Raw genomic sequence first — 21,216 nt, forward strand, 5'->3', positions numbered from 1 at the left:
GTTAGTTGGCAATAACACCAAATTTATTTTTAACAAATTTTAACATTTAACATTTGCAGGCCTAAAAAAGGCCTGCAAATGAATTAAAAAAAAATGAGGCAGAAAGCAACTTAATAATTAGTTAAATGTTTTGGGAATCTTTTTAGTTTTTTCCCTAAAAAATGTTCGCTCTGGAAAACAGAAGAATATTTCCACAAAAGAAACGGCCTAATAGCTGCAAAAAATTATATTTCCGAACAGGGTTTTACCATTTTCCCAGAAATTCCTAAATAATGGGTCGTTCGCGAGGTACACAATGGAACCTTTTCCTGCATCCTGAACACCGATAAGCAGGCCGGTTTTTAAGTCTTCCCGCACTTTCTTCCCAACAACGCCTGCCATTAAACTTTTGTCGGTTAGCTGACCAACGTTCCAGCCTTCTGCTAAGGGTTCGTAAATTTTTCGGTCTGTTTTTAAGGTATAGTAATTTTTCCCGATGCCATATGCGAATGGGTGAGAAGCGTCTAAATTGATTTTATAAATTGCACCCCGTATGGTATTCTCATAGTCATCGCGGTCTTTGTCTTTAAATAAAAGCTTGCTTGCCTCCGGTTTTTCGTCTTTTTTTACTACAGCCGATTTCTTTTTGATATCAAATCCCTTTTTCTCCAACACACTTTCGATGGCATCTTCCATTAAAACTAACTTTCCGCCCCTGTTTATCCAGCTTTTTAAACCTTCATCAATAAAGCTTCCATAATTTCCATCGGGAAGAATTAAGGTATTTACCTTGCTGAGGTCTAAATTATTGATGTCTCTGGCATTGATTATATTCGGAGTTAGGCCCAGATCATGCTCCAGATAGTACCAAACTTCTCCAAAGGCAAGTGATGAAACTTCATTTCCGGATACAATCGCAATTTTTGGCTGTTTTAAAATTGGATAAACAGAAGAGCCAAAATCCTTGCCCTTATCTACAAAACCGGTCGATATCGCCTGAACGGGTTTTTCGAGCTCGTTCGAAATTTTAGCAATCTTGCTTTTGAGGTCTTTTATTCCCTTCTCATTTTCTACACGCAAAACGATAAGCGTACCTGCGGGATAATCTTTGCCACTTACCGAAAACGGTTGATCTGCTTGCCGTACTTTTATATTTTCTTTCTGTAATGCCACCAACAATTGCAAATCTTCACTGTTTCCCCAACCAAATAGCCAGGCTAATGGTTTATCCAGATTCGAAGAAGTGATTTTGCGCTCCTCGATGTTGTCATATTTTCCTTTTATACTTTCTTTTGATGCATAAGCTTTTAAGCCATAAACATAAGGCAGGGCCCAGGCAGTAATATCATAAGTGTTCGAATCGGTTACCAAGGTTTGTGGCTCGAGTAAAACATTAGCAAGCACGGCCCTCGGCTGCGCAACATTTACAATTAAATCATTTCTGCCTAAAGTGAAATTTTCTTCCTTTTTAGAATCGTAATCATAACCCCTTCCGGTTTTATCGCCACCGTATGCAAATTCAATTTTGTTCTTTGTCAATAGTTCCGCCAATTTTTTCAACCTCGAAAGGTTATCAGGCTTTATGATATAGGTTTTGTAAATTCCAGGTGCTGTGGTAAGCGATTGCTGAAAATAATTTTTATATTCTTCTAAAAGCTTATCGTGGTTTTGGGAGGTAACTTCTAAAGTCGACATGCCTGTTGTGTAATGATGTGCGATGCGATCTTTCAATGTTAAGGTATCTCCATCGTTTGTAACAACGGATAAACCTGCCCTAATACCGCCCTGCTCGTACGTCATGCCAATTGCACCATTATATAAGGGATAAGTATCGCCGTAAGATGGGTATAGTAAATCGAAACGTTCTTTGGTAAAATATTGCCAACCTTGCTCATCGAAGTATTTCGCATTGTTTTTACCAACTACAACCTGAAAGCTTTTCTGCCAGGGCGTAATGTCTTGATGCACAGGTTCTGCAGCAGGAGCAAAATAATAAGGGTCGTTATAGCTTTGCTCATGAAAATCGACATGTACCTGAGGCATCCATTGATTGTAAAGTGCCAGTCTTTGCTTGCTTTCGATTTGCGTTTGCCACGCCCAGTCGCGGTTTAAATCGAAGTAGTAGTGGTTCGGCCGGCCACCTGGCCATGGTTCTATGTGTTCTCTTGATGATGGATCTGAATTTGGTTTTTCGCCAACAACACTGTTAAAATAATTTGCGTATCGGTCTCTTCCATCCGGATTTAGACAAGGATCTATAAATACTATCGTGTTTTTTAGCCAGTTACTGGCCTGCTGATTTTTTCCGGAAGCTAAATTATAAAGCATTTTCATGGCCGTTTCCATAGAATTTGCTTCATTGCCGTGAACGTTATAGCTTAGCCAGAGGATAGCAGGCTGCGAGCGGACATCTACCGCATTAGTTGTACCGGCCGCGAGCGACAAATTATCCTTTTGAATCTTTTCAAGCTTATTAATATTTTCTGCAGAAGAAACAATGGCAACCATAAGCGGTCTGCCTTCATTCGTTTTTCCATACTCAACTAACTTTACAACATTTGAGGCCGCAGCAGCTGTTTGTTTGAAATATTCAGCTACTTTATGATGTGGTGTAAAATGAACCCCAAGCTCATAACCCAAAAATTCATCGGGAGATTTTACCTGTGCCTGAGCAAGTACAACGGAGAAAATAGCAGATAAACAAATGGTAAAAAGTTTCTTCATAATGGATAATTTTATCTAATGTACTAATTTTGTTTTTTGTTCCTGCGAAAGCTTAATTTTACCCGAAATATTTTTAAATCAGCATGATTACAACCGAAGAATTATACGAGCACTACCTAAAACACCCGGTAATTTCTACCGATACACGCAATATTGCTGAAGGTTGTATTTTTTTTGCATTAAAGGGCGATAACTTCAATGCAAATACATTTGCGGCGCAGGCCATTGAAAAGGGTGCCGCATTTGCGGTTGTTGATGAAGCAGAATACTCGGAAGCAGGAAACTGCCTGCTGGTGGAGGACGTACTTACGGCATTGCAGGCTTTGGCAAAGCACCACCGGAAACAGCTAAGCATACCGGTGATTGGACTTACGGGCAGCAATGGAAAAACCACAAGCAAAGAGCTGATTAACGCAGTGTTGGCCGAGCGGTATAAAACTTTCGCCACATTTGGCAATTTGAACAATCACATTGGGGTTCCAATCTCCATCTTATCCATTCGCAATGATGTGGAAGTTGCTGTTATAGAAATGGGCGCCAATCATCAAAAAGAGATTGAGTTGCTTTGTACTATAGCGCAACCAACCCATGGCGTTATTACCAATGTAGGCATGGCGCATTTAGATGGCTTTGGCGGTTTCGAGGGCGTTAAAAAAGGGAAGGCAGAATTATACGCCTATCTAAAAGCGAATCATGGCTATACCTTCATCAACAGAGATAATTCCCATTTAATGCAAATGAGTGAGGCTGCCGGCTTATCTAAGTTGATTTTTTATGGAACTGAAAACGGGAATACAATTAAAGGAAAGTTACAAAGCAGCGATCCTTTTATTTCTGTTGAATGGACCAATCATGAAGTGTTATCAACCGTATATACTCATTTAACAGGAAGCTACAATTTCGAAAATATTCTGGCCGCAATTTGTATCGGCGATTTCTTCGATATGGAACCGGAAGAAATTAACAGGGGATTAGAAAACTACCATCCAAAAAACAACCGTTCGCAGTTAATCAAAACAGAAACTAACACTGTTGTTTGCGATTTTTATAATGCAAACCCGAGCAGTATGGCTGCAGCACTTGCCAATATCGCTGTACTAACGGCAAATAGGAAAGTGGCCATTTTAGGCGATATGTTTGAGCTTGGGCCCGAATCTGAGGAACAACACAAACGGATTGCAGAACAAGCAATGAACTCAGGGTTGGATCAAATCATATTTATCGGCAAATATTTTTATGCTTTAAGCAAAAATTATAATGCAGTCTTTTTTGAAAAACCAGATGAGGCAGCAGACTACCTCAAAACCAATAAAATATCGGATGCGTTGATATTATTGAAAGGCTCGAGGGGAATGAAGCTCGAAAGTTTATTGGCATACTTATAAACACATGCCAACTTAATTAGTAACGGCGATGGAACCGATTTGCACAAAACGCAAATTAAAACGACCTGTGGTTTTTTTCGAAATCAGGAGAACAAAAATAAGTAATGAATACTGCTAAGAAAAATAGAAATCTATAACCTTCTGTAAATGCAAATTGAACGGTTAGCACATTACTTTGGCTCAACCAATACACCAATATCGCTAACTTCTAAAAGCGGATTATCACGCATGTTCTGTTCAATTTCTAGTTCAAACTTGCCGTTGTGGGCGAAACGAAAATCCGTAAACAACGGGAAGGTATAATTAAAAACGTTTCCAGAACCACTGCCAAGCCATTCGCCATCATTTTTAGCGAGTTTAAATTGATAACGCTTTGTTACTTTATTTTGCCCATCTTTAAAATGAACCAAAACGAAAATGTTGGCATACCGGTATTCTGAGGTATGCCTAAGTTTAAAATAGATGTTATATGGCTTAGTGTTATCCTTGATTTCGAATGGAACTAAAAGGTGGTTTCGGTAAGTCCATTTCCTTTCAGGAATCTCGGCATTACTGTCAACCACGCTGGAACTACATCCCGCCAGGAAAGTAACAAAAAGCAAGAAACCAATAAGCGCAACGTGCTTATTCTGCAGCCGGTTTATTATCAGAACCATTGTTGTTATTTCTGCGGTTATTGTTTTTCCTTCGGTTGTTTTTGTTTCTATTTCTGGCTTGCTCAGTTGTTTTCTCGCCGGCCACCAAAGGCGCACCTTCGGCCTTAACTACGGGTTTTTGCGCCTGCGGCTGTTGCGGTTTTTGATTATTCTGAGGTCTGGAACCCTGCTGCTGCGATTTTTGACCAGCTTGTTGCTGAGGTTTCGGACCGTTTTGCTGAGGTTTCTGTTGATTTGGATTTTGAGGCCTTGCGGTTGCAGGCTTATCACCACCCTGAACGCGATCTCTTCTATTTTGATTGCTGTTGTTTCTGTTGTTTTTCTGATTTCTGTTCTGGTTGTTATTTCTGTTTTTTGAACGCTCATCTAAACGCGTTAAGCTATCCTGACCAACAACATTTTCATAATCAAAAGATTTTTCCACAACAACCGGCGCCGCAATTTGCACGGCCTCTTCTTTCAGATTAGGCGCTTTCTTACCCGCCTTGTTCATTGCCATGATTTCTTTAACGCGGGCTGCAGCAACCGGAATCCAGTTTTCATCACCCTGATAACTAAACCACATAATTTTTTTAAAAATGTCAGTCTTTTGATGACGGGCGTAGCCTGCCTCTGTATCCAGGTTTTCAATCCTGTCGGGAATGTCTTTTAAAGCATCTAAATAAGTATCAAGCTCATAATTTAAACAGCATTTAAGCTTACCACACTGTCCGGCGAGCTTTAAAGTGTTTAAAGAAAGGTTTTGATATCTGGCAGCAGCTGTTGAAACCGTTTTAAAATTTGTAAGCCAGGTAGAGCAGCACAATTCGCGGCCGCAAGAACCTATTCCGCCTAAACGGCCGGCCTCCTGGCGCATACCAATCTGGCGCATTTCAATGCGGATGCGAAAACTTTCGGCCATTTTTTTAATCAACTCGCGAAAATCTACACGACCATCAGCGGTGTAAAAAAACGTAGCCTTCGTTTTGTCTGCCTGATAATCTACATCGCTTATTTTCATTGATAAGCGCAAATCGAGTGCAAGCTTGCGGGCTTTATGCATGGTTTCCCATTCCATTTCTTTCGCCGCGTTCCACTTTTCCACATCGGCTTCTGTAGCCTTACGGTAAATCTTTTTTGTTACCTGGTCTAATGGCGTTTTACGCCTCTTCATTTGCACCCTTACCAGTTCGCCGGTGAGCGAAACATGACCTACATCGAAGCCGCCTGTCGGACCTTCAACCGCAACAAGTTCTCCAATTTCGAGGTAAATGTTATCGTTATTTAGAAAAAACTCTTTTCTGGAGCCTTTAAATTTTATTTCTGTAACCTGAAAAGGTTTATAGCTAGAAGGCATATCCAGGTTGGATAACCAATCGTGAACTTCCATTGTTTGGCAACCACCGGTGCCGCATGAGCCATTACTTTTGCATCCATTAGGGGTGCAACCACCACCTGTTGAACAACTTCCACATCCCATAATTAATTGTATATATATTGAGTCCCCTGAGGGAGCGTTTTAAACTTGATAATTTTTACCAATTGTAAAGATACATCTAAAAACAGAATTTTCGGGTTTGCATTTCTTTCAATGTGGTAATGTGCTTTTTCGAGCTCAGCAATTATTGCTTCTGCCATTGGCAATGTTAATACATGCTGACTCAACTTTTTAGCCGTTTCCATGGTTAACGGCGGCAATTTTACTAATGCATCGGCACCACTTATAAGCAGGCAGCATTCCCGCAAATAGTTAATCCCGAACTTTAAAAAATTCTTTTGATTTTCCCTGCCCCATTTGGCTGCTTCGTCAGTAAAGTCAATCAAATCGGGCACTTTATTTCCAAAGCCCATACGCAACCAGCTTGTAAATATCCCGGAACTGTCGCTCTGCACATCGGCAGCAAGCGCTTTTGCTTCTATCAGGTTTCCATCGGCTAAAAAAGCATAATCAACTGCCTGGTGTGAATTTAAACCGCTGTTGGCGAGTAGATATTCAGAAATATCATCACTACTTAATTTAGGGATTTTTACAATTTGCGTACGAGATAAAATGGTTGTTAAAATCTGGTCCTGACTTTGAGCAACCAATATAAAAAGGGTATTTGCAGGTGGCTCTTCAATTAATTTGAGCAAAGCATTGCCCGATTTATCGAGGTATTCCGGCAACCACATTATCAGCACTTTTGTTTCAGCTTCGAAAGCCTTGTAGCTTAATTTTTTAATAATATCATGGCATTCGCCAATTGGAATGTTGGCCTGCTTATTTGCGGCCTCCAGTTTTGAGCGCCAGATGTCCATATCAAAATATGGGTCCTGCAACAGCATGTTCCGCCAGTCATCCAAAACATCAACAGCCGTTTTTATACTTGTGGAGGCAAAGAAAGGGTAAGAAAAATGCAAGTCGGGATGGATTAACCGCTCATACTTTCTACAGCTAGAGCACTCGCCGCAGCTATCTGTAGCACCTTTATCCAGACAATTTACATATTGTGCATACGCTACCGCCAGAGGTAGCGCACCCGAACCAACAGGCGATAAAAAAAGCTGCGCATGACTTACACGGTTTTCCTTCACCGTTTGAATCAAGTGTTGCTTAATCTTTTCCTGCCCTATGATTTCTTTAAACTGCATTTGGTGCAAAATAAGAAATAGATATGAATTGTTGGTATTTAAGGATAGAATTTGACGGAAACGAAACCACAAACACCTAAAAATAATGCCATAAAGACCACGCAGAGATGATGACAATAGTCAAAATATTTAACTTTCGAAGATTAACATATATACTTGGTTTTCATTATCTTTGAAACCCAATCGACCCGACCAAAACTAACTATTACTTATACAAATGAACTTTTTAAAGTCTTTGTTATTGCTTTTTTTATTGCTCTCAACAATAACTAGCTTTAGCCAAAAAAAGATAAAAACCATTAAAATAACTGTTCTAAATGAAAGGAGCAAACCTTTCGAAAACGTAACGGTTGAGCTCGTTCTTGCTAAAGGCACAAAATTATTCAAAACTGCTAAAACAGATAAAAAGGGAGCTGTTCTTTTTAACGACCCCCCGGCCGGAACGTATTTTTTTAATGTAAAGGCCGTTGGATATGAACCGCACAAAACCACTCAAATTAAATCGCCATTTGCAATCTCTGCATTAAATATCAGAATTTTACCCAGCAGCCAGGTTTTAAGAGAAGTTGTTATCGAAGCAAGAAAACCTCCCATACAACACATTAAAGGAAAAGTTATTCTCAATGTAGACGCCACCACTACGAATACGGGCACCTCGGTTTTAGAATTGCTCGAGCAATCTCCTGGTGTTATGGTTGATAAGGAAGGCAACATTAGTTTGCAGGGGAAATCTACAGTTCTGGTTATGATTGATGAAAAGCCAACTTACCTTTCGGGAAGTGATTTAACGAATATGTTGTCTGGCATGAGCGCTTTGCAGGTTAGCCAGATAGAACTCATCACAAATCCATCGGCAAAATATGATGCCAGTGGGAATGGTGGAATAATTAATATCAAAACGAAAAAAAATACGCAGGAAGGTTTTAATGGTTCGGTAACAATTATTGGCGGATGGAGTAGAGATTATAAAAACAATAATGGCTTGCTTTTAAATTACCGAAAAGGCCGCGTAAACGCCTTTGCTACTGCGAGTTTTAATGCAAACAATAACTTTACCGATATACTTGCGTCCAGAAATTATTTCGGTAAGCAAAATTCAATTACCGGAACCCTTGACCAGACAACGGCGATAAAAAATTTAACGCATTACTCGTTTCTAAAGACCGGTTTAGATTTTTATGCCTCAAAAAACACCACACTTGGCCTGGCTTTAAGCGGAACATTAATTAACCGAACTGGCGGCAGTGACGCCGTTGCAAACTGGAAGCAACCCTCTGGCCTGGTAGATTCTGCAGTTTCTACAACCAGCTTAAGCCAGTATAAATTTAAAAACGGCGCCATAAATTTAAGCCTGAAACAGGCTATTGGAAACGATCAGGATTTATCTGTTGATTTAGACGTATTGAAGTATAGCATGAATAATGACCAGGAATTTACGAACAGGTTGCTTTCGGTTAATGGTTATGTTACGGGAACAGATATCGAAATTCCATCAAGCATTAAAATATTATCGGCCAAAGCAGACCATGTAATCCACTTCGGCAAAAATTCACAGCTTGAATCTGGATTTAAATCATCATCAATAAATACGGATAACACAGCGGGGTACATTAATTCGAATGGCGATACTCGCTCAGTAGATTTGAACAGAAGCAATCATTTTCAATACAAGGAAACTATAAATGCACTTTACAGCAGTTTTGAGCGTAAAATTGGCAAACTGAACGCACAAGTTGGCTTGCGCTATGAACACACAGATTATAAGGCCCATCAGCTTGGCAATGCCATAAAGCCCGATTCGTCTTTTTCGAGAACATATGGTAACTTTTTTCCTTCGGGATACCTGAGTTACGACCTGGACTCTTTAAATGCTTTAACCTTAACCGCAAGCAGACGGATAGACCGGCCGGCCTATCAAAAACTCAATCCATTTGTTTTTATTGTAAATAAGTATACACTGCAAAGAGGAAACCCTTTTATAGTGCCACAATACAGCTGGAACATGGAACTGAGCCACCGTTTTAAGCAACTATTAACGACAACAATTTCTTATAGCGTTGTTGAAAACTACTTTTCTCAACTTTTTCTTTCAGAAGGCACCAACATTTTAATTTATACCGATGGCAACGTGGGTGAGCTGCGAAACTTTGGTGTATCTACTTCAATTCAATTTTATCCTGTAAAATGGTGGTCGTTTAATGGTCAGGCTAATTACAACTATAAAAAACTCGATGGCTATCAGAACATAAGTTATAACTCTTCGGTAAATCAGTTTCAGTTTAGTGTTAATAATCAGTTTAACCTAAACAAAACGCTAAATGCAGAAATTTCTGGCTACTACATAACTAAAGCCCGTAATGATTTACAGGAATTACTTTATCCAACAGGCCAGGTTTCTGCGGGGATTTCAAAATCGATGCTGAAGGGAAAAGCGAACGTTAAATTTAATGTAAGAGATATCTTTTTTACGCAGGCGATGGAGGGTTTGACAGATTTTCCACAGGCCCGGGAATATTTCAAACTCATACGTGATAGCCGTCTTTTTGTACTCAGCTTTACCTACCGGTTTGGTAAACCGCTAAAAGCCGTTAAGCGCTCAAACGGGGGCGCAACCGATGAAATGAAAAGAGCAGGATCATAGTTTTTGCTTTAACGCAAGCAGCAGTTTCTGGTCGAAAAACCTGATTTCTTAAAAAACCTTACCTTTGGGGCTTTCATTATTTTCTATGGCTCGGATTTTAGCTTTTGATTACGGAACAAAACGAATTGGCATCGCGGTTACAGACCCTTTGCAAATTATTGCCACTGGTTTGGATACCGTACACCCAAAAGATGCCATAGAATTTATCAAAAAATACCTGCTAACCGAACAGGTAGAAGCATTTGTTATCGGGGATCCGAAGCAAATGGATGGCTCTGACTCTGACGCTAAGCAACATGCAAAAGGCTTTTCCACTTTGTTGAAAAAGGCCTTTCCAGGCATCCCGCAACACTGGGTTGATGAGCGTTTTACTTCAAAAATGGCTCATCAGGCAATTCTAAATAGTGGCTTGAAAAAAACAGACAGGCAAAACAAAGAGCGTGTTGATACGATTGCCGCCACACTGATTTTGCAATATTTTATGGAAATGAACCGTTTATAATCAAATAAAATGAGCCTGATAAACGACGATTTACAAAACCTACTCCTTGCTTACTGCGAACCGGAAAGCGATTTGCTTAAAAATATAGACCGCGAAACGAACCTTAAAGTGTTAATGCCACGCATGCTTTCCGGTCATTATCAGGGTAGGGTTTTATCAATGCTAAGCAAGATGGTTGCGCCGAAGAGGATTTTGGAAATCGGCACTTTTACCGGGTATGCCACAATTTGCCTTGCCGAAGGCTTAACAAAAGACGGGATAATTTACACGTTAGACATAAATGCTGAACTTGAGGAAATGGTTCGCTCCAACTTCGAAAAATCTGGCTACAACACTCAGATTAAATATATTTTAGGCGATGCCACAGAAACCGTAAACGATTTAGATGAAGTTTTCGACATCGTTTTCATTGATGCAGACAAAAAAAACAATGGCTTTTATTATGATTTAATTTTCGACAGGGTTCGTTCTGGCGGGATAATAATTGTTGATAACGTGCTTTGGAGTGGAAAAGTACTTCAGCAGAAACAAGACAAAGACACCAAAAATATAACTAGTTTTAATGATAAAATAGCTGATGATGAACGTGTTGAAAAATTAATACTTCCGGTTCGGGATGGCTTGTTTATGATTAGAAAGAAATAGAACATCCGTTAGCAAAGCACTAAAGGGTAAGACCCAACTACAATTATGATAAAAATATTTAGTCTATGTTTTTTGCTTTTATCAGGTTTACTGGCAAAGGCACAGGTTACCGAAGATTATATTGCTGAGCACGTAGAATTTGCACAAACGCTCATGCGTGACCATAAAATTCCGGCGAGCTTAATTTTGGCCGTAGCCATTCACGAATCTGCGGCGGGAAACAGCCGCATTGCACAACACCTTAACAACCACTTTGGCGTTAAGGGGCCGAATAATAACATAGAAATTCGTTCCTCTTATCGCGATTATTTAAGCGCTGATGAATCTTACAGCCATTTCGTCGAGATTATGGAAACCCGATCGCCTTTTAACAGTCTGTTCGGAAAATACGACCAATATGATTACAAAGGCTGGGCTAAAGGCATACAGCGCTCGGGATATGCCCATAGCAGGAGCTGGGCAAATCAGGTAATTGCACTGGTGAAAAAGTACGAACTTTACCAATACGATGAACGCCCTGAGGGTTACGAAGAACCCGTTTATGCCACCAGCACCTACCACCGTAAAATTAATAAACTAAGAAAAGCAAACACCTATACCATTAAAAGCGGCGATAATTTAAGCGTTATTGCCAAAAAGAAAGGTACAACCGTAAAAGCGATTATGCTGAAAAACGGAATGAAAAAGGCAAATTTAAAGCCTGGTCAGAAAATTAAGCTTTAAAGCGAAACCCCTGGAAAAACTAATCGTTCAAATGAAAAAAAAATGCATCTATCTGGTACTAACCATGGCGTTATTTAGCTCGTGCGCCACACGTAAATTTTCTAAAAATAACAAACAGATAGAAAAGGCTGCCAACAAAGCCAACAACAACACTTATAAAAGCTACAATACCTTAAGTTACATTGATGAATTTAAATCTGTTGCCATTGAAGAAATGAACGCATACGGTATTCCGGCGAGTATAACGCTTGCACAGGGAATTTTAGAATCGGGAAGCGGCAACAGCGATTTGGCAAAATATGCGAATAATCATTTTGGTATTAAATGTACTTCAGATTGGAAAGGGAAGAACTATTTTAGAGATGATGACCAGAAAAACGATTGTTTTAGGGTTTACAAGGACGCCCGCGAATCGTTTAAAGACCATTCAGAATTTTTAAAACGGAAACGTTACAGCGCTTTGTTTCAACTGGATAAAAATGATTACAAAAGCTGGGCTCAGGGGTTAAAGCAGGCCGGGTATGCAACAAATCCAAAATATCCCGACTTGTTGATTAATACGATAGAAAAATATCAGCTCTATCAATACGACCAGTCTGAAACAGAGAAACAAAAAATTGCCCGCGAAGACCGGGTTTTTTCGGAGATTAATCAAAACATCCCGCAGGAAAAGGCAAAATTTACACCTGTAGATACGCCACCAGCAGGTGCAAAACCAATTCTGGCAGACGGAACTTACACAGTTGTTAAAGGGGATACACTTTACAACATTGCGAAACGTTTTAACATTAGTGTAGATGATTTAAAGTTGCTGAACAATATGACGACCGATGCAATTAAACTAGGCCAGGTATTGAAGGTTAAATAATGTTAATCAAAATGCTTACAGCCAGTTATGTTGTAGCTTTGTTATCCAATGAAATTTTTAGCCGTTTTTATATTGTTTTTTAGCCTTTCGGCGTTGCTTTTTGCGCAAACCAAACCTGTGCAGGGCATTGTTATTGATAAAGAAACCAAACAACGGCTGGCAAAAGTTTACATCTACAACACCAGAACCGGCGATGGACTCTACAATACCACCAAAGGCGAGTTTAGTACTTATGCAATGCCGGGCGACACGTTGGTTGCCGCTTTATCTGGTTACGGTGTGGATACCGTTATTTTTAAAGGGCAGCCTGCTGCTTATTTTCAGCTAAATTCTTTGGGTATCCGTTTGAGGGATGTTTTAATACAGCAGAAAAGACTTTCGCCGCAGGCGCAATATGAAAAAGCACTGAAAGAATATAAATATGCAACTGACCGCGGCAGCAGCAAAGATTTACTGAATTTGGGAAGTGGCGGTGTTGGTTTAGGTATTGATGCCATTTATAATCTCTTAAGCAGGCAGGGGAAAAATGCCCGTCACCTTCAAAAAATTTTAGAGAAAGATTATAAAGAGGACATGATCGATTATCGTTTTACACCTAATCTCGTACAGCAAATTTTGGGCATTAATGGCGCCGAACTGAAAGATTTTATGGAGCAATACCGCCCAACCTATCAGTTCGTGCTCGATGCTAATGACTACGCCTTTAACCTGTTTGTTAGAAATGCTTACAAAAGCTATCGCCTAAATCCACAGGCCTTGCGATTGCCACCACTTCACAATTAAGCACAGATAAGTTTTGAAAGCGCCAATTTTAATCGTAAAAAGTTTGCCAGCTGCAGGAATGGCTATTTTTCCGTTTATTTTATTGAAAAAGGAAAGCTACAAGACGGATAAGGAAATTATAAATCACGAGAAAATACACCTGAGGCAGCAATTAGAACTCTTAATTTTGCCTTTTTACATCCTTTATTTAGGTAATTACCTCATTAACTTAGCCAGACATAAACAACACGATTTAGCCTACCGAAAAATTATTTTCGAGGAAGAAGCTTATAAGCACGAGCACGATTTAAACTACCTTAAAAAAGGCAATTGGTTTGGTTGGTTGCGGGATAATCGATAAAAAGCATTTTTAGAAACTGATTCCAAATTGGTTTCTTCGAAGCAAAATCATTTGCTAAATCTTTCAATCTCTGAATATTTTCTTTTTCTTTGTAACCAATGAAGAATTTTTTAATTTCCTTAATCATCATTTTAAGCCTCAGTTCTGCGAAACTATATGCACAGGAGATTGATACCATTCCAATCAACACGAAGGATCTGAACATTAAGCTTAAACGCAGTCCGCTGCCAAGCAGAACACTTCCTTTGCAGTTTGAACCGGTTAAACTTCGGCCTGCTATTGTAAATGCCAAGGTAAATTACTGGAAAACCAAAACAGCCATCGGAATAAATATTAACCAGGCGCAGTTTAGCGATAACTGGAAAGGTGGGGGTGTAAACTCTATCGCGGTTGGTGGCTTACTAAACTGGAAAGCCGAATACAGTAAAAACAGCTACAGCTATGTGAGTGAGGTGATTCTTCAATACGGAAAAATTAAAAACAAAGACCAACTACAAAAGAAAACCAACGACAGGATTTTCTGGGATAATAAAGCCTCTTTCCAATTGTCGAAAAACTGGTATTTTTTCGGTTCTGTAAACTTTGAATCTCAGTTTGATAATGGTTACTCTTATGCAACCGTAAACGGAACGGAAACTGCTACGCTAATTTCCAAATTTATGGGCCCCGGCTATTTAACCGAATCTGTCGGTTTTGAGTATAAGCCAAATAAATATTTTTCTACGAGGATTGGTACCGGAACGGCCCGCCAAACTTTTGTACTCGATACGGCTTTATACCGAACAAATCCAAAAAACTATGGCGTAACGCCTGGCAAGCAGTTTAGAAATGAACTGGCATTTCAAATCGTAGCAGCCTTCGATAAAGACATCTTTACCAATACAAATTTGAAAGCCCGTTATGCAATGTTTATTCCTTACGAAGACATTGCCGTTAAACGTGTAGACCATAGGCTCGATGTAGCGTTAACCGCGAAGATTAACCGGTACATGAACACCAGCTTAACCGGTGTTTTACTTTATGATATGGATACAGGCACCAACAAAGTGCAAGCCAGCCAAACTTTGGCGCTTGGCTTCGCATTCGTATTTCCCAGATAAAACATGCTGCTAAAGCCTTTTGGCTTTAAATTTTTTTGTGCTTTTTCTTCAAATCCAGGTAATCTATATAATACAAAACCTTTACCGATAAGCTGTTATTTTGAGGCGAGTTTAGTATACCACTCAGGTTTTTATTGTATCGTTGCGTATAAAAGGTGTCGTAAGTTTCGGCCGCATCTTTGTATGATACTGAAAGTGTACTGCCAGGCGCAAACTGCCAGGTATAAATTAAATCGATGTTAAACACGTTATAATTTCTATCCGTTCCTGTAAGTGCAGGGCCTTGGTAATCCGTTAAATTACCATCAGGCTTTAACAGGTAGAAATCCTTATTTCTTCTATCGCTCCAATAATGCCTTAGCACCACGGTTAAACCCATTAAATTGGTAAAGGTATATTTTGCATCGAAAGAATTTTCTACCGTTCTCCGGTCGTATTTAGAAAAAATTGCCTCATTTCCTTGTGCGGTAACCCAGTTTACATAATTATAATTTGGGTTGAAGTTCAAATCTAACCCAAAGGCTATTTTATCGTTTAACCTGAAATTTTGGAAAAAGTAAAAGTTATACGATTTCCCCTTAAACAGCTGCTGCTCGCGGTAACGAATATTACCTCCGAAATTATAAGCCTTTGCCCGGTTTGGATTTATGTAAAGACCTACTGTAAAGTTTTCTGGTGCCTTATAAACCTGTCCGTTTCTAGCTTCATAAAAGTCATTGGCTTTCGCATCATAGTTTACATCCACCTCCGCCGACCATAAATTTTTAAACCGCACATACGAGCCTGCTTCAATGCCATAGCTTTGATAGTCGCCTGGTGCCACTCTTCGAGAATACGAAGTATTAAACCAGTTTTGCCACTCATTGTACCATTTACCGGGTTTAAAAATGTTGTACCCAAAACCAATTCTTTGATCTAAAAAGTTATTGTTGGTAAAAAAGCCCATATCCGAAGGGTCGAATTTATTATCGGCATAAACCTGGTTGTAACTCCAGGTAAAATTGCCGCTTTGTTTACCAAGCCTTAAGGTATAACTGTAGCCGGTACTGGTTTCGGCACCTTTTATATAACTCATTTTTGCGCCACCATTAATAAAGTATTTATTGCCTTTGTTATTTAAGTTAAAAAGCAAAGCACTAACATTGGCATCATAAGCACTTCCCTGCCTTAAAACATTGGTATTTATAAAAGTTGCCGAACTGTTGTTTTTCAACGATTGGTCGAAAACCAAAATGTTATAATTTGTAAGTGGCTGGGTTTCTACATTCCGTAAATTGCCCTGCGCATCTTCTACCTCGGTTTGCATACTGTTGGTAATCGCATTAAAAATGCCAATACCTAAACCTTTCGCCGTACGCCCCGAAATTTTAGTTGCATTTAAAACTTTCGCCTCCGTTTGGTCTTTCACAATTTTATCGCCTGCGCCGATACCACTGTAATTATAGTAAGCAGGTATAGACCCAATTCTTTTAGAGTAAAACAAATCGCCTTTATTAAATAGTTCTGTTCCTTCAGTAAAAAACTGGCGGTTCTCATTAAATTTTACTTCAAATGGCGTAAGGTTAAGAATGCGGTTATCAGATTGCACCTGGCCAAAATCAGGCACAAGCGTCATATCTAGTGTAAAACTGTTGTTTATACCATATTTTACATCCATACCGCCATTAAACCGCGAAGTGGTGTTTTTAACGCCCGGAAGATTTACCGGATAATGGTTAACATAGGCAGAAATGTAGGGAGAGAAGGAAAGGCGCAGTGGCGGTTTTATGTCTTTAATGCCCGAGAATAGCCCCTCCTGATTGATGAAGCCGTTAACTTTTGGGTCTACAAAATTCCAAAACGTTTGGATGTTGGTGCGTTGTATTCTCCGGCTAAAATTTAAGCCCCAATTTTGTACGTCTTTGCTCGAAAAACGTAGCGCTGAATAAGGAATCTTCATTTCGCAGGTCCAGCCTTTTTCATCAATTTTTACAGCACTTTCCCAAACGGCATTCCAGTTTGGGTCTTCATCTCCAACCTGCGAGTATTTTGCATCAAACTGCACACCCGCTGCAGTAACAAAAAACCCGTTTCCGTTCATTTTATCATAAAACGGGTCAACAATTATCGAAATAAAATCGGCGTTACCAATGTTATCCCGCGAAACCAGTTCGTGGGAAACACTATCCTTATCATCATACATGCGGGCATACACATAAATCGCCACATCATCATAAAGCACTTTCATTTCTGTTCTTCTGTCTTGCTTTTCAACTCTTCCGGGCACAGGTCTAATTTCAAAAAAATCGGTGGCCACAGGTACGTTTACCCAGCAGGCATCGTCCAAAAGCCCATCAATTTTTGGCGTTTCAGTTGTTCTCACAGCCGATAATTGCTTTTGTTTTGCGGGGTCTTGTGCCCTGGAAAAAGAATATGCGAACAGAAAAAAAAGGGCTAGATAGAATCTCATTTCTTTGGTTTAGTGAATATAAGACTCCCGGTATATTGAAATGTTGCACCCAATAAAAAAAATATGGTTATTTCGAAGCGCAATTGCTCTGCTAACCAAGGTTTCTTTCTTCCCGTGTTTCGCTTGTACGCTTTGCTTCGTCGTACCTCCTCCGCTGCAGGGTACCGCTGCACCCGGGGCTAAGTGGCAAACTTAGTGCTCTTTTTTACGTTTGGGCGGCATAACCCGGTGCTTAAACCCGACAGTAGCGGCAGCCCTGAATATTTTATGAGGGCTACAGCGGATGGCGGGGCTGCAGCCTGCCAAAAAGCATCGAACCTTCGTTTTCAAAATATGGTTTTTACAATCTTTAAGGTAAATATTTTTGACTTTGAGGTGCAGCGATTTACAATCAAAATTTGATACATTTGCCTTTTATTAGAAACATTGGCTTTTCGCCCACAGCGATTGGCTTTTTAGCTTAAAAAAACATGTTTGATAATTTACAAGACAAGCTAGACAGAGCATTTAAAGTATTAAAAGGACAAGGCAGCATTACGGAAATTAACGTGGCGGAAACCATGAAAGAGATTCGTAAAGCATTATTAGATGCCGACGTTAACTATAAAACCGCCAAAGCATTTACGGATGACGTAAGGCAGAAGGCATTGGGCCAGAACGTTTTAACAGCGGTTTCGCCGGGCCAGTTGCTCACAAAAATAATGAACGATGAGCTTGCTGCTTTAATGGGTGGCGAGGTTACCGAATTAGAAACAAAGGCAAACCCAACTGTAATTTTAATAGCGGGCCTAAACGGTGCGGGTAAAACTACTTTTGCCGGTAAATTAGCCCTGCACTTAAAAGGCAAAGGCAAAAAACCTTTATTAGTTGCCGGCGATATGTATCGTCCTGCAGCGGTAGATCAATTGGAGGTTTTAGGTACATCAGTTGGTGTTTCGGTTTATGCAAACCGCGAATCGAAAGACCCTGTTGCTATAGCACTGGAAGGTATTGCGCATGGTAAACAAAATGGAAACAATGTAATTATAATTGATACAGCCGGTAGGTTAGCGATTGATGAATCTCTGATGAATGAGATTTCGGAAGTGAAAGCGAAAACACAGCCACATGAAATTTTATTCGTTGTGGATTCGATGACCGGACAGGATGCTGTAAATACTGCCAAAATATTTAATGACAGGCTTGATTTTACCGGCGTTGTTTTAACCAAACTGGATGGCGATACCCGTGGTGGTGCTGCACTTTCAATTAAATCGGTTGTAAATAAGCCGATTAAGTTTATCGGTACCGGCGAAAAAATGGAAGCACTGGATGTGTTCTATCCAGACCGTATGGCATCGCGTATTTTAGGTATGGGTGATGTGGTTTCACTGGTAGAACGTGCTCAAATGCAGTTCGATGAGAAAGAGGCCGCAGAATTACAGAAAAAAATCCGCAAGAATAAATTCGATTTCAACGATTTCTACAACCAGATTCAACAAATTAAGAAGATGGGAAATATGAAAGATTTGATGGGCATGATTCCGGGTGTTGGCAAAATGATGAAAAACGTTGACATTGAAGATGATGCTTTTAAATCTATCGAGGCCATCATTAATTCGATGACTCCATTTGAAAAGGAAAATCCTGATGCGATTCAGCAAAGCAGACGCTTACGTATTGCAAAAGGCTCGGGAAGCAAAATAGAAGAGGTTACCAAACTGATTAAACAATTTGAAGACATGCGTAAAATGATGAAGCAGTTTTCGAATCCGGCAGCCGCAGCAGCTATGATGAAAGGTATGCCAAAAATGCCTTTTGGGAAACGGTAGGCTTTGAGTAGAAAGACTAAAAGTTAAAGTTTAAAGCAGAAAGATTAAAGACTAAAGATTAAAGCGAAGATAACATATCGCAGATATACAAATCCCGGCCAGGAAAGGCCGGGATTTTTTTGTTTTTTCGATTTTGTTAGTTAGATTTTGCACCTCGGCTGAAGCGTTTGTTGCCAGTAAAAAACCGACTGCTAAAGTAGTTCGTATCGACACTGAAACAGGCATAATGCACCCGAACAAAATATTTAGGGTTTCAATTCCCTTGATTTTAACCGACTTACGCCAATTATTATAACCTTAAAGGCGAAGCACCTACAATTTATTATCGTTGGTTTCAACCAGTGTATCTAAATATTTCTTTATATCTTAGTAAAACCATTAATCCTCCCCGAATAACAATAACATCCCAATTTTTTACTGAAATTTAATGCTTGTAAAAACTTATGGGAGTGCTGTGTTTGGCGTAAATGCCTTAACAATAACAATTGAGGTAAGCATTAGCGCCGGCAATAAATATTACATGGTTGGCCTGCCCGATAATGCCGTTAAGGAAAGCTTGCAAAGGGTAGAAAGCGCCATCGATATTGCAGGTTTTAGGACGCCAAGGCAAAAGATTGTTGTTAACCTTGCTCCTGCCGACATCAGGAAAGAGGGCTCAGCCTACGATTTGCCTATTGCAATTGGCATTTTAGCAGCTTCGGGCCAGATTCCGGCAAGTTATTTGGAAAATTATTTTATCATGGGCGAGCTTTCGCTTGATGGCGCAATTCAACCCATTAAAGGCGCTTTACCAATTGCCATCCAGGCGCAGGAAGATGGCTTTACAGGTTTCATTCTGCCTAAGCAAAACGTGCGGGAAGCCGCTATCGTGGATGGCCTGGTTGCATACGGCGTAGAAACACTGGCGCAGGTAATTGCCTTTTTCAATAAGAGTGAAGGCCTTGAACAGGTTAAAATCGATACCAAGGAAGAGTTTTTAAAAAACATAGGTAATTATGAACATGACTTTGCCGATGTTAAAGGGCAGGAAAATATTAAACGTGCTTTGGAAATTGCCGCAGCAGGCGGACATAATGTAATTTTAATTGGCCCGCCAGGTGCTGGTAAAACGATGTTAGCGAAACGCTTGCCAACCATTTTACCTCCGTTAAATTTATACGAAGCATTAGAAACCACTAAAATACATTCGGTAGCGGGCAAACTTTCTGCCGCAGATGCACTGATGACGGTGAGGCCCTACCGCTCACCACACCATACCATTTCTGATGTTGCCCTCGTGGGCGGTGGCATAAATCCTGCGCCAGGAGAAATATCTTTAGCGCATAATGGTGTGCTGTTTTTAGATGAACTTCCTGAGTTTAAAAGGACCGTTCTGGAAGTAATGCGCCAACCCCTGGAGGATAGAAAAGTTGCCATTTCGAGGGCAAGATTCTCTGTAGAATACCCTGCAAGTTTTATGCTGGTGGCATCCATGAATCCTTGTCCGTGTGGATTTTATAACCACCCCGAAAAAGAATGTGTTTGTGCGCCTGGCGTAGTTCAAAAATACCTTAGCAAAATTTCCGGACCGCTTTTAGATAGGATTGATTTACATGTTGAAGTTACACCCGTTAATTTTTCAGAGCTGGCATCCTCGCGGGAAACCGAAAAAAGCGAACTCATCAGGGCAAGGGTAATCAAGGCCAGGGAAATCCAGGACCAACGCTTTGCTGATAGAGCAGATTTGCACTACAATGCACAGATGAGCCCAAAAATGGTTCGAAAGGTTTGCCAGATTAGTGAGGCGGGAACCACGCTCTTAAAGTCGGCAATGGAGCGTTTGGGTTTGTCGGCCCTTGCTTATGATAGAATTTTGAAAGTAGCCAGAACAATTGCAGATTTGGATGGAAGCGAAAGCGTAGAACTCGAGCACCTGGCAGAATCCATCAATTACAGAAGTTTAGATAGAGATGGCTGGGCAGGGTAAATTTTATCGTCATAAAAGAAAATGAACATTTTTA

The 21,216-nt window shown here is 40.0% G+C and carries 16 protein-coding genes; 11 read left to right on the forward strand and 5 right to left on the reverse strand.

Annotated elements, in window-relative coordinates; all coding sequences use genetic code 11:
• Positions 1 to 207 precede the first annotated feature (207 nt).
• Positions 208 to 2,703, reverse strand: coding sequence for a M14 metallopeptidase family protein (locus ASG14_RS00555; protein ID WP_056869131.1), 2,496 nt, complete (start codon positions 2,701 to 2,703; stop codon positions 208 to 210).
• Positions 2,704 to 2,786: 83 nt separating this feature from the next.
• On the opposite strand from ASG14_RS00555, the gene murF reads away from it, so the two are divergent.
• Positions 2,787 to 4,088 (forward strand): UDP-N-acetylmuramoyl-tripeptide--D-alanyl-D-alanine ligase, encoded by a 1,302-nt coding sequence (gene murF, locus ASG14_RS00560; protein ID WP_200940300.1) that lies wholly within the window; start codon positions 2,787 to 2,789, stop codon positions 4,086 to 4,088.
• Positions 4,089 to 4,258: 170 nt separating this feature from the next.
• On the opposite strand, the gene ASG14_RS00565 is transcribed toward murF, so the two are convergent.
• The 3 genes from ASG14_RS00565 to ASG14_RS00575 are packed head-to-tail and all read right to left on the reverse strand — an operon-like array spanning position 4,259 to position 7,354.
• The gene (locus ASG14_RS00565; protein WP_056869132.1) at positions 4,259 to 4,744 is read right to left on the reverse strand and encodes a gliding motility lipoprotein GldH; all 486 of its coding nucleotides are present in this window, start codon (positions 4,742 to 4,744) and stop codon (positions 4,259 to 4,261) included.
• Positions 4,713 to 6,203: a regulatory iron-sulfur-containing complex subunit RicT gene (locus tag ASG14_RS00570; RefSeq protein ID WP_082491274.1), complete on the reverse strand. Its 1,491-nt coding sequence runs from the start codon at positions 6,201 to 6,203 to the stop codon at positions 4,713 to 4,715. Before ASG14_RS00570 ends, ASG14_RS00565 begins: the two co-directional genes overlap by 32 nt.
• A 2-nt stretch (positions 6,204 to 6,205) precedes the next feature.
• Positions 6,206 to 7,354 carry a DNA polymerase III subunit gamma/tau gene (locus ASG14_RS00575; protein ID WP_056869134.1) on the reverse strand — a complete coding sequence of 383 codons (1,149 nt, stop codon included), beginning with the start codon at positions 7,352 to 7,354 and terminating at the stop codon, positions 6,206 to 6,208.
• Positions 7,355 to 7,571: 217 nt separating this feature from the next.
• Here ASG14_RS00575 and ASG14_RS00580 point away from each other — a divergent pair, with 217 nt between their 5' ends.
• The 8 genes from ASG14_RS00580 (at position 7,572) to ASG14_RS00615 (ending at position 14,956) form a co-directional block, all read left to right on the forward strand.
• Positions 7,572 to 9,995 carry an outer membrane beta-barrel family protein gene (locus ASG14_RS00580; protein WP_056869135.1) on the forward strand — a complete coding sequence of 808 codons (2,424 nt, stop codon included), beginning with the start codon at positions 7,572 to 7,574 and terminating at the stop codon, positions 9,993 to 9,995.
• 85 nt (positions 9,996 to 10,080) lie between these two features.
• On the forward strand, positions 10,081 to 10,497 hold the full coding sequence (ruvX, locus tag ASG14_RS00585; protein WP_056869136.1) for a Holliday junction resolvase RuvX: 417 nt from the start codon (positions 10,081 to 10,083) through the stop codon (positions 10,495 to 10,497).
• Between the two features lie 9 nt (positions 10,498 to 10,506).
• The gene (locus ASG14_RS00590; RefSeq protein ID WP_056869137.1) at positions 10,507 to 11,142 is read left to right on the forward strand and encodes an O-methyltransferase; all 636 of its coding nucleotides are present in this window, start codon (positions 10,507 to 10,509) and stop codon (positions 11,140 to 11,142) included.
• Positions 11,143 to 11,187: 45 nt separating this feature from the next.
• On the forward strand, positions 11,188 to 11,865 hold the full coding sequence (locus ASG14_RS00595) for a glucosaminidase domain-containing protein (RefSeq protein WP_056869138.1): 678 nt from the start codon (positions 11,188 to 11,190) through the stop codon (positions 11,863 to 11,865).
• A 31-nt stretch (positions 11,866 to 11,896) separates the two neighbouring features.
• Complete coding sequence (locus tag ASG14_RS00600; protein ID WP_056869139.1) at positions 11,897 to 12,733, forward strand: glucosaminidase domain-containing protein; 837 nt, start codon at positions 11,897 to 11,899, stop codon at positions 12,731 to 12,733.
• A gap of 48 nt (positions 12,734 to 12,781) precedes the next feature.
• The gene (locus tag ASG14_RS00605) at positions 12,782 to 13,516 is read left to right on the forward strand and encodes a hypothetical protein (protein ID WP_056869140.1); all 735 of its coding nucleotides are present in this window, start codon (positions 12,782 to 12,784) and stop codon (positions 13,514 to 13,516) included.
• Positions 13,517 to 13,529: 13 nt separating this feature from the next.
• Positions 13,530 to 13,856, forward strand: coding sequence for a hypothetical protein (locus tag ASG14_RS00610; RefSeq protein ID WP_200940301.1), 327 nt, complete (start codon positions 13,530 to 13,532; stop codon positions 13,854 to 13,856).
• Positions 13,857 to 13,954: 98 nt separating this feature from the next.
• On the forward strand, positions 13,955 to 14,956 hold the full coding sequence (locus ASG14_RS00615) for a DUF3078 domain-containing protein (protein WP_056869141.1): 1,002 nt from the start codon (positions 13,955 to 13,957) through the stop codon (positions 14,954 to 14,956).
• Between the two features lie 25 nt (positions 14,957 to 14,981).
• Here ASG14_RS00615 and ASG14_RS00620 read toward each other — a convergent pair whose 3' ends face one another.
• Positions 14,982 to 17,405 carry a DUF5916 domain-containing protein gene (locus ASG14_RS00620; protein ID WP_056869142.1) on the reverse strand — a complete coding sequence of 808 codons (2,424 nt, stop codon included), beginning with the start codon at positions 17,403 to 17,405 and terminating at the stop codon, positions 14,982 to 14,984.
• A 470-nt stretch (positions 17,406 to 17,875) separates the two neighbouring features.
• Here ASG14_RS00620 and ffh point away from each other — a divergent pair, with 470 nt between their 5' ends.
• Together ffh and ASG14_RS00630 are read left to right on the forward strand one after the other, a co-directional pair.
• Positions 17,876 to 19,216: a signal recognition particle protein gene (ffh, locus tag ASG14_RS00625; RefSeq protein WP_056869143.1), complete on the forward strand. Its 1,341-nt coding sequence runs from the start codon at positions 17,876 to 17,878 to the stop codon at positions 19,214 to 19,216.
• 427 nt (positions 19,217 to 19,643) lie between these two features.
• Entirely contained in the window at positions 19,644 to 21,182 is a 1,539-nt protein-coding gene (locus tag ASG14_RS00630; protein ID WP_056869144.1) for a YifB family Mg chelatase-like AAA ATPase, read from the forward strand.
• Positions 21,183 to 21,216: the final 34 nt, after the last annotated feature.

Source organism: Pedobacter sp. Leaf194, assembly GCF_001423945.1.
Classification (GTDB): domain Bacteria; phylum Bacteroidota; class Bacteroidia; order Sphingobacteriales; family Sphingobacteriaceae; genus Pedobacter.

What these genes read in the sequence shown, in the direction of transcription:
- ASG14_RS00555 (WP_056869131.1), bottom strand. Translation starts at nt 2,703, where the DNA reads ATGAAGAAACTTTTTACCATTTGTTTATCTGCTATTTTCTCCGTTGTA.
- murF (WP_200940300.1), top strand. Translation starts at nt 2,787, where the DNA reads ATGATTACAACCGAAGAATTATACGAGCACTACCTAAAACACCCGGTA.
- ASG14_RS00565 (WP_056869132.1), bottom strand. Translation starts at nt 4,744, where the DNA reads ATGGTTCTGATAATAAACCGGCTGCAGAATAAGCACGTTGCGCTTATT.
- ASG14_RS00570 (WP_082491274.1), bottom strand. Translation starts at nt 6,203, where the DNA reads ATGGGATGTGGAAGTTGTTCAACAGGTGGTGGTTGCACCCCTAATGGA.
- ASG14_RS00575 (WP_056869134.1), bottom strand. Translation starts at nt 7,354, where the DNA reads ATGCAGTTTAAAGAAATCATAGGGCAGGAAAAGATTAAGCAACACTTG.
- ASG14_RS00580 (WP_056869135.1), top strand. Translation starts at nt 7,572, where the DNA reads ATGAACTTTTTAAAGTCTTTGTTATTGCTTTTTTTATTGCTCTCAACA.
- ruvX (WP_056869136.1), top strand. Translation starts at nt 10,081, where the DNA reads ATGGCTCGGATTTTAGCTTTTGATTACGGAACAAAACGAATTGGCATC.
- ASG14_RS00590 (WP_056869137.1), top strand. Translation starts at nt 10,507, where the DNA reads ATGAGCCTGATAAACGACGATTTACAAAACCTACTCCTTGCTTACTGC.
- ASG14_RS00595 (WP_056869138.1), top strand. Translation starts at nt 11,188, where the DNA reads ATGATAAAAATATTTAGTCTATGTTTTTTGCTTTTATCAGGTTTACTG.
- ASG14_RS00600 (WP_056869139.1), top strand. Translation starts at nt 11,897, where the DNA reads ATGAAAAAAAAATGCATCTATCTGGTACTAACCATGGCGTTATTTAGC.
- ASG14_RS00605 (WP_056869140.1), top strand. Translation starts at nt 12,782, where the DNA reads ATGAAATTTTTAGCCGTTTTTATATTGTTTTTTAGCCTTTCGGCGTTG.
- ASG14_RS00615 (WP_056869141.1), top strand. Translation starts at nt 13,955, where the DNA reads ATGAAGAATTTTTTAATTTCCTTAATCATCATTTTAAGCCTCAGTTCT.
- ASG14_RS00620 (WP_056869142.1), bottom strand. Translation starts at nt 17,405, where the DNA reads ATGAGATTCTATCTAGCCCTTTTTTTTCTGTTCGCATATTCTTTTTCC.
- ffh (WP_056869143.1), top strand. Translation starts at nt 17,876, where the DNA reads ATGTTTGATAATTTACAAGACAAGCTAGACAGAGCATTTAAAGTATTA.
- ASG14_RS00630 (WP_056869144.1), top strand. Translation starts at nt 19,644, where the DNA reads ATGCTTGTAAAAACTTATGGGAGTGCTGTGTTTGGCGTAAATGCCTTA.